Below are 13,913 nucleotides of genomic sequence, written 5' to 3' on the forward strand. Positions count from 1 at the left end.
GCCAGAGCGTTCAGACAGGAATGTTGTCGATCAGTCGCACCCCATCGGCCCAGGCTGCGGCGAACAGACGGGCAGGACGGTTGGCGTGGGTCAGAGGTTCCAGCGTTTCGGCACAGCGCAACTGGATGTATTCCACTTGCGTGAACCCGGCGGCCAGCAGATCGGTTTCGGCCTGCAAGGCTAACGGATCAAACTGTGCGCCGTTATTCAGCGCTGCCGCCAACTCCCGCATGATCCGGTTCTTGTGGGCAGCAACGTCCAGCCCTTCAGGCGACAGGCGCAGGTTGCGCGAGGACATGGCCAGACCAGAGGGTTCGCGAACCGTCGGGCATCCAACGACTTCGGTCGGAATGTCCAGATCGCGGGCCATGCGGGTTACGATCATCAGCTGCTGATAGTCTTTTTCCCCGAAATAGGCTCTATCCGCCTGCGTTTGCAGGAACAGTTTGGCCACAACTGTGGCGACGCCGTCGAAATGTCCGGGACGGAATTCACCTTCCATCACATCGGTCAGGCCCGCGACGGAAACGGTGGTGGCAAAGCCCTGCGGGTAAATCTCTTCGGGCTCCGGGACATAGATCGCATCAACACCAAAGGGTGCCAGTTTTTCGGCATCCTCGTTTTCGGTGCGCGGGTATTTCGCCAGATCCTCGGGGTTGTTGAACTGTTTCGGGTTCACAAAAATCGTGACGATCACGCGGTCGCAGTTCGCCTTTGCGGCCTCAACCAGCGACAGATGCCCCTGATGCAGCGCACCCATGGTCGGAACCACGCCGATCGCCTCTCCTTTGCGCTTCCAATCCGAGGTCAGAGCGCGCAGATCAGCCAGGCGCCGAAGGATTGGGGCAGTCATGTCTTGGGCCCTTTGGCCGGAGCTTGATCGGCAAAGACATGTTCGTCCGCCGGGAAGCTTCGCGAACGTACTTCGGCGGCGTATTCGGCAATTGCGGCTTCGGCCAATGGGCCAAGCTCAGCATAACGTTTGACGAATTTCGGTTTGAAGGCCGTGAAAAAGCCAACCATGTCGTCCACAACCAGTATCTGACCGTCGCAGCCGGCAGAGGCCCCGATACCGATGGTCGGGATCGCGATTTCTGCCGTAATCTGATCGGCCAGACCCTGTGGGACTTTTTCCAGCACGACGGAAAACGCGCCCGCCTCGGCCACTGCACGGGCATCGTCCAGAACGGCCTCGGCCTGTTCGTCGCGGCCCTGAACCTTGTAGCCACCAAGCGTGTTAATCGACTGGGGCGTCAGGCCGATATGCGCCATGACGGGGATGCCGCGCTTGACAAGAAAGCGGATGGTGTCGGCCATTTCGACGCCGCCTTCCAGCTTGACTGCACCTGCGCCAGTTTCAGACATCAGCCGGGCGGCGTTCCGGAATGCCTCGGCAGGCGAATGCTCATAACTGGCAAAGGGCATGTCGATGACCATCATCGCACTTTCCAAACCGCGCGCGACAGCCTGGCCATGCATCACCATCATCTCCATCGTCACGCCCAGCGTTGATTCCAGCCCGTGCAGCACCATGCCGACACTGTCGCCCACCAGCACAAAATCGCAATGGTCATCCATCAACCGCGCCATCGGCGTCGTATAGGCGGTCAGGCTGACCAGCGGCTCGCCGCCTTTGCGGGCGCGAATATCCTGCGCATTCGGGGCTTTTTTGCGGGCGGTGGCGCTCATTGTCGCTCCTCCGATTGTCATGTTGCAGCGCGGCATAACAGATGGGAACGGGCTATAGAAACCCCGGTTGCGCGAACATTTCCTTGAATGACCTAAGGTTTAAAGGGAAATTGGGTGCAGAAAGGCCCAAAATACAACAGGGGTCCAGTTTTCAGCAGGGAGTAATTTACATGACAAAGCAGACATTTCGGTCCTTTGCCTCGGTGCTGGCGGTCAGCGCCAGCCTGTTTGCCACGCAGGTTTTGGCCAAATCTGACATCACCATTGCGATGCAGCTTGAACCGCCGCATCTGGACCCGACCAGTGCTGCAGCGCAGGCCATCGATTCGGTGGTTTATACCAATATCTTTGAAGGACTGACCCGCTTTATGGGCGACGGCTCTGTGGTTCCCGGACTGGCTGAAAGTTGGGAAATTTCTGACGATGGTAAGGTCTATACATTCAAACTGCACGATGGGGTGACCTTTCACGACGGCACCACGATGGATGCCGAGGACGTCAAGTTCAGCCTGGATCGCGCCCGATCCGAGGACAGCGCAAACGCGCAGAAAGCCCTGTTTGCAGGGATCGAAAATGTCGAAGTGGTCGACCCGCTGACCGTCAAGGTGACCCTGTCCGAGCCGAATGGAAATTTTCTTTTCAACCTGGCCTGGGGCGACGCGGTCATTGTCGCGCCCGATAGTATCGAGGGTATCAAAACCAATCCCATTGGAACCGGGGCCTTTACCTTTGGTGAATGGGTGCAGGGTGACAGCATTACCCTCAACCGCAACCCGAACTATTGGGGCAATCAACCCGCGTTAGAGACAGCAACCTTCAAGTTTATTTCGGACCCGACGGCGGCTTTTGCCGCGATGATGGCGGAAGATATTGATGTGTTCGACAATTTCCCCGCGCCAGAAAATCTGCCTCAGTTTGAGGCTGATCCCCGTTTTCAGGTGCTTGTCGGTTCGACTGAAGGGGAAACCATCCTGTCTACAAACAACAAGATGCCCCCTTTCGATGACATCCAGGTGCGTCAGGCATTGGCACATGCCGTCGATCGTCAAGCGATCATTGATGGAGCGATGTTTGGCTATGGCACGCCTATCGGCACCCATTTCGCGCCGCACAATCCGGCTTATGTCGATTTGACCGGGAACTCGGCCTACGACCCCAAAAAGGCTGCCAAGATGCTGGCTGATGCGGGTTATGCTGATGGATTTGAGACAACGCTGCACCTGCCGCCGCCATCGTATGCCCGGCGGGGGGGCGAGATCGTTGCCGCCCAACTGGCTGAAGTCGGGATCACGGCCAATATCGTCAACGTCGAATGGGCCCAGTGGCTGGAATCGGTTTTCAAAGGCAAGGACTTCGGCCTGACTATCGTCAGTCATACCGAGCCGATGGATATCGGCATCTATGCGCGGCCCGATTATTACTTCCAGTACGACAGCACCGATTTCCAGGCGCTGATGGACACACTGAATTCGACGACCGACCCCGAAGAACGCACCAGGCTTTTGGGCGAGGCGCAGCGCCTGATCTCAAGCGATTACGTCAATGGCTACCTGTTCCAACTGGCCAAACTGGGTGTTGCCAAGGCCGGCGTTCAAGGGCTTTGGGAAAACGCACCAACAGCCGCGATCGATCTGACGCAGATCAGTTGGTCTGAATAAAACAAGGCAGGGGCCTCTGGTTCAAGGCCCCTGCATTTTACTGTTACCGAGTGAGCCACAGATGATTTTGTTTCGTGCCCTGTTACTGATTTTTGTGACCGCTGCCCTGTCAGCAGCGTCGGTTGGACCGCTCGGGGCGCAGAATATTCTGGACAACCGGTTGGATACGCCCATCGGAACACCCGAGAATCCGCTGGATGTTGGTATCGGCATCAAAATTGATCAGATCACAAGCGTTGATCAAAAGGCCGAAAACTACGGCGCAGTTGTTGTGCTGCGCGTTGAATGGACTGATCCGGCGCTGGCTTTTGATCCGAAGGAGGCTGGGCGCGAATTCCGGGTATTCAACCCTCCGGCGTTGGCCGATCATGCGGCTGAGATCGGGACGGTGGTGCCTGCATTCGTCATTCACAACCAGCAGTCTAACAGGTGGATTCACGAATCCGCAGCGTCACTGCGGTACGATGGGCGCGTGCTGTACGCCGAGAAGTCATCGCTGACATTGCAAGCCCCGCATTTCGACTTTCGCAAATACCCCTTCGACACGCAGGAATTCCATTTCGAGATCGTTTCGATCTTTCCGTCCCAATACGTGTCCTATCATCCCTTGGAGGAATTCTCGGGTCTTGGGGACCTGTTGGGCGAAGAAGAGTGGATACTGGACAACCCACGGATTGAAACCTCTCAGGTCGTAGGCCTGTCCGGTCAGGACAGCGATCAGGTTGCGCTGGTTTTCGAGGGCCACCGGCACCTGACTTACTATGTCATTCGGGTCTTTCTTCCGATGCTGGTGCTGATCTCGGTCGGTTGGGCGCTGTTCTTTCTGGATGAATACCGTCGACGTATCGAAATCGCCGGGGGTAACCTGCTGGTGTTTGTGGCTTTCAACTGGGCGATTTCGGCCGATCTGCCAAAGTTGGGATACCTGACATTTCTGGATTTCGTTCTGCAATGCATGTTTCTGATGACCGGTGCGCTGATTGTCTTCAACGTGGCGCTGCGCAAGCTCAAGGTCTCGGGGCGCGAAGATGGGGCCAAAAAGCTGGATAACTACGCGATCAAGTGGATCTACCCGCTTGGCTATGCCGCTATCGTTGGCTACGCGATTTTTGCTTATCTACTGGTGCCATAGACGCTGGACCTGCGCCACATGTGATCCTAACGTGGCCTCAATGCTTCGCTATACCCTCAAACGTCTGATTTCGCTGATGATCAGTCTGGCCGTTGCCTCGGTGGTTATTTTCGCCGTGATCGAGGTTGCACCGGGCGATCCGGCGTCGTTCATGTTGGGCGTCAACGCGCAAGAGGATACGCTGGCTGCCTTGCGCGCCGAACTGGGTTTGGACGTCACCAAGGTGCAGCGGTACCTAAACTGGGTTGGCGGGATGATGGTGGGGGATTTCGGAACTTCCTACACCTATCGCACGCCTGTTTCGCAGATGATCACAGACCGGCTGTGGGTCTCGCTGCCCCTGGCGCTGTATGCGCTGACCTTGTCCACCGCGATTGCGTTTCCGGTGGGGATTTATGCCGCCGCGCGCCGGGGTAGACCGGGCGATTTGACGGTTATGGGGGCAACACAGTTAGGGATAGCGGTGCCAAATTTTTGGTTCGCGATGATGCTGGTGCTGATCTTTGCAATCAACCTGCCCTGGTTTAACGCCGGAGGTTTTGCAGGCTGGGACAAGGGGTTCTGGACCGGAATGCACTCCCTAACCCTGCCAGCCATCGCACTGGCACTGCCGCAGGCAGCTATTCTGGCGCGCGTCATGCGGTCGTCTCTGCTGGACATACTGGGTGAGGATTTCATGCGCACCGCGCGGGCCAAGGGGCTATCGCGACGCCAAGCGCTCTGGCGGCACGGCGTGCGGAATGCACTAATTCCGGTACTGACCATCATCGGGCTGCAGTTTTCGTTCCTGCTGGCGGGATCGATCATCATTGAACAGGTTTTCTATCTGCCCGGCCTTGGACGATTGGTGTTTCAGGCAATCTCGGCCCGCGATCTGATCGTCGTGGAATCCGTGGTCATGCTGCTGGTCTTTGCGGTCATCACTGTGAATTTTCTGGTCGATCTGGCCTATGCCGCCGTTGATCCAAGGTTAAGGAGCCGGACATGAGCCGCAGCCTGATCCTTGGGGCTTGCCTGTCCTCGCTGGTGCTGCTGGCGGCGTTGGTTTCTTTTGTCTGGACGCCCTATGACTACGCTGCACTGAACATCCCCGAAAAGCTGCAACCGCCAAACGCACAGCATTGGTTCGGTACGGATCATTTCGGCCGTGACATGTTCTCGATGATCATGGTCGGCGCACGCACCTCTATTGCGGTGGCTCTGGTGGCCGTAGGGATTGGAATGGCGTTGGGTGTGCCTTTGGGCCTGACAGCGGCTGCGCGAAAAGGCTCGTTGTTGGACGAGCTGATTATGCGCGGCAACGATCTGGTCTTTGCCTTCCCGTCTCTGGTCATCGCCATCCTGATCACCGCCGTATTCGGCGCCGGAGCCATCAACGCCATTATTGCCATTGGTATCTTCAACATCCCCGTCTTCGCCCGCATCACCCGTGGTGCGGCGCTGTCATTGTGGGAGAGGGAGTTCATCCTGGCTGCGCGTGTTTCTGGCAAGGGTGCCGCACGGATTTCCGCCGAACATATCTTGCCCAATGTCGCCAACCTTCTGATCGTTCAGGGCACCATCCAGTTTTCGCTTGGTATTTTGGCTGAGGCCGGCCTGTCCTATGTCGGCCTGGGTGCGCAACCCCCCACACCCAGCTGGGGCAGAATGCTGGCCGACGCGCAGACAATGGTCAGTTTTGCCCCGCATTTGGCTCTGATTCCTGGTCTTGCGATCATTGTTACGGTGCTGGGGCTGAACCTTTTGGGGGATGGGCTGCGCGACTGGCTGGATCCCAGGATCAGGGTGGCCCGCGCATGAGCTTGCTTGAGGTCAACAACCTGTCGCTATCCATTCACGGCACGGGCATCCTGAAACAAGTCAGTCTGTCCATTGCGCCTGGTCAGATTGTAGCGGTAACTGGAGAAAGCGGGTCCGGCAAATCAATGACTGCGCTTGCGGTGATGCAACTTTCGCCGAATGGGGCCGAGATCGATGGTGCACTCCAACTGAACGACCTAAGCCTTCTCAACTGCAGCGAGGCAGATATGTGCGCCCTGCGCGGTGCTTCGATCGGAATGGTGTTTCAGGAACCGATGACCGCCTTGAACCCGGTCAATACTATCGGCGATCAGGTGATGGAAACCATCCTTATCCACAAGGCCATGCCGCCCAAGCAGGCCCGTGCCCGCGCAGAGGAGGTTCTAACCCGCGTGGGCTTGCCGCCAGACCAGTTCCCATTGTCGCGTTATCCGCACGAACTGTCCGGCGGTCAGCGCCAGCGCGTCGTTATTGCCATGGCAATAGCGTTACGCCCTAAGCTGTTGATCGCGGATGAGCCGACTACGGCACTGGACGTCACGACACAGGCACAGATTCTTGAACTTCTGAAAGGGCTGGTGACCGAATACAACATGGGGCTGCTGATGATCACCCATGACCTTGCCGTGGTCGCGGACATGGCCGACCAAATCGTTGTTATGCGTCACGGTGAAGTGGTCGAATCCGGGGCCACCGGTCACATACTGAAACACATGCAGCATCCCTATACCCGCATGTTGTTTGAGGCATCGGGACATCAAGTATCTTTGCCCGAACCGGCAAAATCCCGCCCTTTGCTTGAAGTGACAAATGTCATTCGTGACTATCGGCTGCCCCGCAAGCGCCTGTTCGATACTCCAGAGCATCACAGGGCGGTGGATCATGTCAGCTTTGCCCTCAATCGCGGAGAGCGTCTGGGCTTGGTCGGCGAGTCAGGTTGCGGAAAATCGACCCTAACAAAGGCAATATTGGGTCTGGAAGATGTTCAGGGCGGTACCATCCGTCTGGATGGCCAGCTCGTTTTCTCGGGTCACAAGCCGAACCTCGCCGTAAGGCGCAAGATGCAGGTGGTCTTTCAGGACCCTTATGGCAGCTTCAATCCACGTCACCGCGTGGCCCGTCTGGTTACCGAGCCGTTCTATCTGCTCGATTCCCCACCTACGGGATCCGAACGACAGGACCGGATCGCCGAAATGCTGACGGCAGTGGGGCTAACCCCCGACGACATGGGTAAATACATCCACGAATTCTCGGGCGGTCAAAGGCAGCGCATTGCCATCGCCCGCGCCCTGATCATTCGCCCCGAATTGATCCTTTTTGATGAGGCTGTCTCGGCCCTCGACGTTTCGGTCCGCGCACAGATCCTGGATCTGCTGGCGGAGCTGTGTGAAGCCTATGATCTTACTTATCTTTTCATAAGCCACGATCTGAGTGTTGTGCGCACCATCACAGACCGTGTCATGGTGATGCGGGCCGGCAAGATCGTCGAAGAAGGCGACACCGAAAGTGTCTTTTCTGACCCGCAACACCAATACACGAAAAACCTGATCAATGCCGCACCGAAATTGCCGGATATTGGTCAGATTGTAGCATAAATTGCTTTTTGGAACTAAAAACAGGAGTATTCTATGCCCAGCCCCCTTTGGTTTGACCCCGGCCTGTGTCTGATCGGTGGCAACTGGGTTGCACCCGCCGCGGAACAGACATTGCCTTTGATTAACCCCTCTGACGGGTCCGAGATCTGTCAGATCGCAAAGGGTGATGCGCGGGATGTGGATGCTGCTGTTAGCGCGGCACAGCGTGCCTTTGGTGGGGATTGGGGCCGTATGACGGCGTTGGAACGTGGACGTATCCTGACCCGCCTCGGGCAGTTGGTGACCGACCACGTCGAGGACCTAGCCAGACTGGAGGCAATGGATGTCGGCAAGCCGCTGACGCAAGCACGTGCGGATGCAGTTGCATTGGCCCGGTATTGCGAATTCTACGGTGGGGCCGCTGACAAGGTCATGGGGGATACGATTCCGTATCTCGACGGCTATACAGTCTATACGCTGCGCGAACCACATGGTGTGACAGGGCATATCGTGCCGTGGAACTATCCGATGCAGATCATCGGACGGTCGGTCGGGGCTGCACTGGCGATGGGCAATGCCTGCGTTCTTAAACCTGCGGAAGAGGCTTGCTTGACCGCGCTGGGCTTTGCTCATTTGGCGCAAGAGGCCGGATTGCCCGCCGGTGCCTTGAATGTTGTTCCCGGATTGGGGGCAGAGGCGGGGGCTGCGTTGGCCGGTCATTCAGGTGTGCACCATGTTTCGTTCACCGGATCGGTCGCCACAGGGGCGCTGGTTCAGCAGGCCGCAGGTCAAAATGTGGTGCCTGTGACGCTGGAACTTGGGGGCAAGTCGCCTCAACTGGTCTTTGACGATGCTGATCTGGATGCGGCGCTGCCTTTTCTGGTCAACGCCGGGATACAGAATGCCGGACAAACCTGCTCGGCCTCATCCCGTATTCTGGTTCAGCGTGGGATTTACGAACAGGTCAAGCAAGCCATGGCAGCGGCCTATGCGGATTTGACTGTCGGCCCCGCGATGGACGATCTGCGTGTTGGTCCGTTGATATCAACCCGTCAGCAGGCCATTGTTTCGAGCTTTTTGGCAAAGGGCGCGGATCTGACCATTGCAGGGCAGGGGCGGATCTTAGACGGTGTCCCGTCGGAAGGTGCCTATGTTTTGCCAACCCTGTTTGCCGATGTTCCGCCTGATCACAGCCTGGCCAAGGACGAAATATTTGGTCCCGTTCAAGTTCTAATCCCATTCGATACCGAAGAAGACGCAGTGAAGATCGCTAACGGCACCGATTACGGGCTGGTCGCCAGTATTTGGACCCGCGACGGGGCGCGGCAGATGCGGCTGGCAAAGCAACTGCGCTCGGGGCAGGTGTTCATCAACAACTATGGAGCGGGTGGTGGTGTTGAGCTGCCGTTTGGTGGTGTCGGAAAATCCGGTCACGGCCGCGAGAAAGGGTTTGAGGCCCTATATGGTTTTTCACAATTGAAAACAGTTGCGGCTTACCATGGTTAGAGCCTAAACGATCACCTCGATCGCCTGCTGCGCCCCGACGCCAAACACCCGTTTGTACCGTTCGATCTGATCTTTCGGCCCCATCGCCTTTTCCGGGTTGTCCGACAATTTCACGGTAGGATGGCCATTGGCCGACACAGCTTTGCAGACCAGTGAAAACGGTGCCAACGCGTCGTTTGGCACAAGCCCGCGGAAATCGTTCGTTAGCAATGTGCCCCACCCAAACGAGATCTTGGTCCGGTGGGAAAACTGAGCGTGCAGTTCGCGAATTTTTTCTACATCCAGACCATCCGAGAAAATCACACGTTTTTCCAGCGGGTCTTCTCCACGAGACTGCCACCATTTGATCGCGGTTTCTGCACCTGCTGCGGGGTCACCGCTGTCGATGCGAATGCCGGTCCATCCGGCCAGCCAATCCGGTGCGCGGTCCAGAAAGCCTTGCGTGCCATAGGTGTCGGGCAGAATGATGCGCAGATTGCCATCATGTTCTTCATGCCAATCGCTCAGTACGTCATAGGGTGCCTGCGCCAGTTCGGCATCGTCATTGGCGAGCGCCGAATACACCATTGGCAATTCATGAGCGTTTGTGCCGATGGCCTCAACTTCGCGCCGCATAGCGATCAAACAGTTCGACGTGCCGGTAAACGACGGCCCCAAACCCTCGATCATGGCCTGCACGCACCAATCTTGCCAAAGGAAGCTGTGTCGCCGCCGGGTGCCGAAATCCGCGATCCCCAGCCCGTCTATGTCCCGCAGCTTCTCGATCTTCTCCCAGACGCGGGTCATGGCGCGGGCGTACAGCACTTGCAGCTCGAACCGCCGCATGTCGTTCAGCACCGCGCGTGAACGCAACTCCATCAGAACCGCCAGCGCGGGGATTTCCCACAGCATGACCTCGTGCCATTTGCCTTCAAAGGTCAGCTCGTACTGATCGCCTTTCCGTTCCAGGTGATACGGTGGCAGCCGCATGTTTTCGAACCACTCCATAAAATCCGAACGGAACATCTGGCGTTTGCCGTAGAATGTATTGCCCCGCAGCCAAGTGCTTTCGCCCCGGCTGAGGCTAAGCGATCGGATATGATCCAATTGCTCACGCAGCTCGCCTTCGTCGATCAATTTGGCCAATGGGATGTGATTCGACCGGTTGATCAGCGAAAAAGCCACATCCGTTTGGGGCTTATTTCGAAACACTGACTGGCACATCAGCAGTTTGTAGAAATCCGTGTCGATCAAAGACCGTACAATCGGGTCAATCTTCCATTTATGATTGTACACGCGTGTCGCAATATCGACCATGGGGAACTCCTGCGATTTCCGTTGTTAGATCAATCGGTGCGTGGAATGGCAAGAGTCGCTAGAATGATAACAATGACAAGGTCAGGTCACATTGCGAGCATATTGTGTGATCTTTTCACAGTTTAGTGAAAAGAAAGGGATGGTTGAACGAGGTTAATTTGGTGAATGGTTCTCGAGTACGATTTTGACATCGTTGTTAACGAACAAGCGGATGAGGATACCGGTTCCGAGCAATTGGACCAGTGCGCCACGCGCGCGCGATTCCGTCATGTGAAAACGGCTGACGCGCTCAGATCGGCGTCACCTAAGATTCGGTTGATTTTTCAGGAAGCCGGGTTCGATCTGGATTCGACTGACAGCGACATGATGCACGGGTATTACCCTCCACGGGATGTAGCCGAACGCGAGCGGATTTTGCGCGCGTTGTTCACGAATATTCGGGAACTTGGCATCAGTGGCGAATATTGCGGTGAGTTCGATTTTCATCGCTTTTTGGACAATGTCAAAACGGCCAAACCGCGCAACGATCAGCGCCCAAAAGTCGAGAATTGGACGCCGAACCCGCGCTACAAATCACCCGCAACGCCCGAGCGCCGCACATTGCCCGGACGAATTGGCGTTGCATTGGGACTGGCGGTGATCTTGTTCGCAGTGCTTAGGTATCTTGCCGAAAAAGGCGCTACGCCTTAGATCAGCGCAACACCGGCGTCACGCATCGCGGCCTTGGCGGCTGCCAATGATCCATCCATGTCTATCGCCCGACATGCGTCCATGCGCACGGTGACATCGAATCCCAACCGGGCAGCGTCAACAGCCGAAAAATGAACACAGAAATCTGTGGCAAGCCCAACTAGGGTCAGTTTGGTGATCCCGCGTGATTTCAAGTAACCTTCTAAACCGGTCGGTGTCTTTTGGTCGTTCTCAAAAAATGCGGAATAGCTGTCGATACCGCGTCGAAAGCCCTTGCGAATAACAAGATCGGCATGGGTCTTCAGGTCCGGGTGGAATTCCGCACCTTCGGTGCCCTGCACACAGTGATCTGGCCACAAGACTTGAGGCCCGTAATGCATGTCGGTTGTTTCAAATGGGGACTTGCCGTCATGTCCGCTAGCAAAGGACGAATGCCCCTCAGGGTGCCAGTCCTGTGTCAGGATCACGGTGTCAAACTCAGCCATCATAGCGTTGATGTGGTCCACGATCTCGTCACCTCCAGGCACAGCCAGCGCACCACCGGGGCAAAAATCGTTCTGAACGTCAACTACAATCAGGGCATGGGTCATCAGGGTCTCCTCACATTGCCCTATCGGTAGGGGGCTGGGCGGGAGGCGTCAATCCGGTCCCTTGCGACTCTGGCCCAGCGGGTTTAGACCGCGCGCATGTATACGATCGCTGCACTCTATCACTTCACTCGTTTTTCGGATCACGTAGCGCTGCGCGACCCGCTTCTGGATCTTTGCCGTAATCAATCGGTCAAAGGTACCTTGTTGCTGGCCGCTGAGGGGATCAACGGGACTATTGCCGGCCCGCGCAGTGGCATCGACGCGGTGCTGGCCCATATCAAAGCTCTGCCCGGATGTGCGGATCTCGAGTGGAAAGAGGCCACATCTGCCCACCCGCCCTTTGGCAAAATGAAGGTGCGCCTGAAAAAAGAGATCGTGACCATGGGCCAGCCGGACGTCGATCCGCGTGCCCGGGTTGGCAACTACGTCGAACCCGAAGATTGGAATGATCTGATCCGGTCTGACGATGTGGTCGTTATCGACACACGCAACGATTACGAAGTGGCCATTGGCACATTTGAGGGCGCAGTAGACCCTGAAACGGCCAGTTTCCGTGAATTCCCAGCCTGGTGGGAAGAGAACAAAGACCGTTTTCACAACAAACGGGTCGCGATGTTCTGCACTGGTGGTATTCGCTGTGAGAAATCCACCAACTACCTACTGGGGCAAGGGGTTGAAGATGTGTACCACCTGAAAGGCGGCATCCTGCGGTATCTCGAAGAGATGCCCTCCGAGGACAGCACCTGGCAGGGCGAGTGCTTTGTGTTCGACAACCGCGTGTCGGTCGGGCACGGATTGGTCGAAGGACCGCACAAGCTGTGCCACGGCTGCCGCCGGCCGATTCTGCCAGAGGATATGAAGCGCGCGGAATACGAGCACGGCGTGTCCTGTCATCGGTGCATTAACGAGACTTCGGATGCGGACAAGACGCGATTCCGGGAACGCCAAAAACAGATCCTGTTGTCGCGTCAGCGCGGGCAGGAACATCTGGGCATCGAATGACAGGTGCATGATTTGGGTTGCGGGTACAGGCCGGAACCCTGATGATCGCGGAAAAACCTAGGCTATCGGAGGTTTTATGCACCGCGAACCTACAACACTGGAAGAGTGGAAATCGACGCTAATCGCAGCGGTCGGACTGGTAATTGCCAGTTTTTTCGCGTGGTATGGTCTGTCGCGCCTGAGTGAGGCGGCCGCAGGCGAAACCATTGGTACTATTGTGTCGGTCTGCTTGGTGGTTTGGGTCGCATCGCAATCTTGGTACTACATGACGCAGGTGAAACTACCGCATCGACGCTTGTTTTTGATGGGTGTGTCATTCATTCAGGTCGTGCCGTTCTTATTCGCGGCGGCGTATGGGGCTTTCGGCTACGCCGATAATTGCGTTGTCGGTGCAGATGCCCCAGCCGATTTCCTGTATTTTTCATACGTCACCTTCACCACAGTCGGATATGGTGACATGATCCCAACCGGCCTGTGTCGCGGACTGGCCGTCGCTGAGGCCGTTACCGGGTACATCCTTTTGGGTATGTTTGTTGCTGCTACGGTTGCGCTCTATACCCGCCACCACAAGCATTAGACTGCCACTATTTGTTCTGATCAATCCAGCGGGACATCATCTGTTTGTCGCGGAAACACTCTGACGGAATAGGTCTGCGCTTGCTGCGAGAAATCCTCTCGGCAAAGGCAACCTGCTTACCGGTTGGATAGTTCGCAAAGGGCGACGGATCGACCGGCTTGTGCGCCGAAATCCAGGCTGACATTGATTTGCGATCCCGTTGTGCTTCGACCGGGATTTCCAGAGCTGACTGCTGTGCAATTGCACGGGCGTATCGCATTTGCCGGTCGGTGACAGGCAGCAGGTGATAGTCGTTCGACGGGCCATTCAGGGCCGAGTTTCGGGCTTGGTAAGACATCGGAATGTTCCTCTGACTATGTAGAACATAAATGGAACATTAACCTATTTTTTCAAGAGGGG

At 56.6% G+C, this 13,913-nt stretch carries 14 protein-coding genes; 9 read left to right on the forward strand and 5 right to left on the reverse strand.

Annotation, left to right across the window (positions count from 1 at the left end):
- Nucleotides 1-10: 10 nt before the first annotated feature.
- The gene (gene panC, locus GOW92_RS16415) at nucleotides 11-853 is read right to left on the reverse strand and encodes a pantoate--beta-alanine ligase (RefSeq protein WP_170561918.1); all 843 of its coding nucleotides are present in this window, start codon (nucleotides 851-853) and stop codon (nucleotides 11-13) included.
- Nucleotides 850-1,689 (reverse strand): 3-methyl-2-oxobutanoate hydroxymethyltransferase, encoded by an 840-nt coding sequence (panB, locus tag GOW92_RS16420; RefSeq protein ID WP_170561921.1) that lies wholly within the window; start codon nucleotides 1,687-1,689, stop codon nucleotides 850-852. The genes panC and panB overlap by 4 nt, the downstream gene beginning before the upstream one ends.
- 170 nt (nucleotides 1,690-1,859) lie before the next feature.
- Here panB and GOW92_RS16425 point away from each other — a divergent pair, with 170 nt between their 5' ends.
- The 6 genes from GOW92_RS16425 (at nucleotide 1,860) to GOW92_RS16450 (ending at nucleotide 9,359) form a co-directional block, all read left to right on the forward strand.
- Nucleotides 1,860-3,347, forward strand: a complete 1,488-nt coding sequence (locus GOW92_RS16425; RefSeq protein WP_170561924.1) for an ABC transporter substrate-binding protein — start codon at nucleotides 1,860-1,862, stop codon at nucleotides 3,345-3,347.
- A 61-nt stretch (nucleotides 3,348-3,408) separates the two neighbouring features.
- The gene (locus GOW92_RS16430; RefSeq protein ID WP_170561927.1) at nucleotides 3,409-4,479 is read left to right on the forward strand and encodes a hypothetical protein; all 1,071 of its coding nucleotides are present in this window, start codon (nucleotides 3,409-3,411) and stop codon (nucleotides 4,477-4,479) included.
- 40 nt (nucleotides 4,480-4,519) lie between these two features.
- Nucleotides 4,520-5,467, forward strand: a complete 948-nt coding sequence (locus tag GOW92_RS16435; RefSeq protein ID WP_170561930.1) for an ABC transporter permease — start codon at nucleotides 4,520-4,522, stop codon at nucleotides 5,465-5,467.
- A complete protein-coding gene (locus GOW92_RS16440; RefSeq protein WP_170561933.1) occupies nucleotides 5,464-6,279 on the forward strand; it encodes an ABC transporter permease in 816 nt (271 codons plus the stop codon). The genes GOW92_RS16435 and GOW92_RS16440 overlap by 4 nt, the downstream gene beginning before the upstream one ends.
- The gene (locus GOW92_RS16445) at nucleotides 6,276-7,874 is read left to right on the forward strand and encodes an ABC transporter ATP-binding protein (protein WP_170561936.1); all 1,599 of its coding nucleotides are present in this window, start codon (nucleotides 6,276-6,278) and stop codon (nucleotides 7,872-7,874) included. The genes GOW92_RS16440 and GOW92_RS16445 overlap by 4 nt, the downstream gene beginning before the upstream one ends.
- Before the next feature lie 33 nt (nucleotides 7,875-7,907).
- On the forward strand, nucleotides 7,908-9,359 hold the full coding sequence (locus GOW92_RS16450; protein WP_170561939.1) for an aldehyde dehydrogenase family protein: 1,452 nt from the start codon (nucleotides 7,908-7,910) through the stop codon (nucleotides 9,357-9,359).
- 3 nt (nucleotides 9,360-9,362) lie between these two features.
- On the opposite strand, the gene pncB is transcribed toward GOW92_RS16450, so the two are convergent.
- On the reverse strand, nucleotides 9,363-10,655 hold the full coding sequence (gene pncB / locus GOW92_RS16455; protein ID WP_170561942.1) for a nicotinate phosphoribosyltransferase: 1,293 nt from the start codon (nucleotides 10,653-10,655) through the stop codon (nucleotides 9,363-9,365).
- 165 nt (nucleotides 10,656-10,820) lie between these two features.
- On the opposite strand from pncB, the gene GOW92_RS16460 reads away from it, so the two are divergent.
- Nucleotides 10,821-11,345, forward strand: coding sequence for a hypothetical protein (locus tag GOW92_RS16460; protein WP_170561945.1), 525 nt, complete (start codon nucleotides 10,821-10,823; stop codon nucleotides 11,343-11,345).
- On the opposite strand, the gene pncA is transcribed toward GOW92_RS16460, so the two are convergent.
- A complete protein-coding gene (pncA, locus tag GOW92_RS16465; protein ID WP_170561949.1) occupies nucleotides 11,342-11,935 on the reverse strand; it encodes a bifunctional nicotinamidase/pyrazinamidase in 594 nt (197 codons plus the stop codon). The two genes, GOW92_RS16460 and pncA, sit on opposite strands and share 4 nt — an antisense overlap.
- A gap of 96 nt (nucleotides 11,936-12,031) precedes the next feature.
- Here pncA and trhO point away from each other — a divergent pair, with 96 nt between their 5' ends.
- Together trhO and GOW92_RS16475 are read left to right on the forward strand one after the other, a co-directional pair.
- On the forward strand, nucleotides 12,032-12,937 hold the full coding sequence (gene trhO, locus GOW92_RS16470) for an oxygen-dependent tRNA uridine(34) hydroxylase TrhO (protein WP_170561952.1): 906 nt from the start codon (nucleotides 12,032-12,034) through the stop codon (nucleotides 12,935-12,937).
- Nucleotides 12,938-13,013: 76 nt separating this feature from the next.
- Entirely contained in the window at nucleotides 13,014-13,514 is a 501-nt protein-coding gene (locus GOW92_RS16475; RefSeq protein ID WP_058275022.1) for a potassium channel family protein, read from the forward strand.
- Between the two features lie 7 nt (nucleotides 13,515-13,521).
- On the opposite strand, the gene GOW92_RS16480 is transcribed toward GOW92_RS16475, so the two are convergent.
- The gene (locus GOW92_RS16480) at nucleotides 13,522-13,851 is read right to left on the reverse strand and encodes a hypothetical protein (RefSeq protein ID WP_170561955.1); all 330 of its coding nucleotides are present in this window, start codon (nucleotides 13,849-13,851) and stop codon (nucleotides 13,522-13,524) included.
- Nucleotides 13,852-13,913: the final 62 nt, after the last annotated feature.

The organism is Ruegeria atlantica (assembly GCF_013032505.1).
In the GTDB taxonomy this organism is placed as follows: domain Bacteria; phylum Pseudomonadota; class Alphaproteobacteria; order Rhodobacterales; family Rhodobacteraceae; genus Ruegeria; species Ruegeria atlantica_F.

Bases quoted from the DNA above. Each gene is read 5' to 3' on its own strand.
- GOW92_RS16440 (WP_170561933.1), top strand. From the start codon at position 5,464: ATGAGCCGCAGCCTGATCCTTGGGGCTTGCCTGTCCTCGCTGGTGCTG.
- trhO (WP_170561952.1), top strand. From the start codon at position 12,032: ATGTATACGATCGCTGCACTCTATCACTTCACTCGTTTTTCGGATCAC.
- panB (WP_170561921.1), bottom strand. From the start codon at position 1,689: ATGAGCGCCACCGCCCGCAAAAAAGCCCCGAATGCGCAGGATATTCGC.
- GOW92_RS16480 (WP_170561955.1), bottom strand. From the start codon at position 13,851: ATGTCTTACCAAGCCCGAAACTCGGCCCTGAATGGCCCGTCGAACGAC.
- GOW92_RS16475 (WP_058275022.1), top strand. From the start codon at position 13,014: ATGCACCGCGAACCTACAACACTGGAAGAGTGGAAATCGACGCTAATC.
- GOW92_RS16450 (WP_170561939.1), top strand. From the start codon at position 7,908: ATGCCCAGCCCCCTTTGGTTTGACCCCGGCCTGTGTCTGATCGGTGGC.
- GOW92_RS16430 (WP_170561927.1), top strand. From the start codon at position 3,409: ATGATTTTGTTTCGTGCCCTGTTACTGATTTTTGTGACCGCTGCCCTG.
- pncA (WP_170561949.1), bottom strand. From the start codon at position 11,935: ATGACCCATGCCCTGATTGTAGTTGACGTTCAGAACGATTTTTGCCCC.
- pncB (WP_170561942.1), bottom strand. From the start codon at position 10,655: ATGGTCGATATTGCGACACGCGTGTACAATCATAAATGGAAGATTGAC.
- panC (WP_170561918.1), bottom strand. From the start codon at position 853: ATGACTGCCCCAATCCTTCGGCGCCTGGCTGATCTGCGCGCTCTGACC.
- GOW92_RS16435 (WP_170561930.1), top strand. From the start codon at position 4,520: ATGCTTCGCTATACCCTCAAACGTCTGATTTCGCTGATGATCAGTCTG.
- GOW92_RS16445 (WP_170561936.1), top strand. From the start codon at position 6,276: ATGAGCTTGCTTGAGGTCAACAACCTGTCGCTATCCATTCACGGCACG.
- GOW92_RS16425 (WP_170561924.1), top strand. From the start codon at position 1,860: ATGACAAAGCAGACATTTCGGTCCTTTGCCTCGGTGCTGGCGGTCAGC.
- GOW92_RS16460 (WP_170561945.1), top strand. From the start codon at position 10,821: ATGGTTCTCGAGTACGATTTTGACATCGTTGTTAACGAACAAGCGGAT.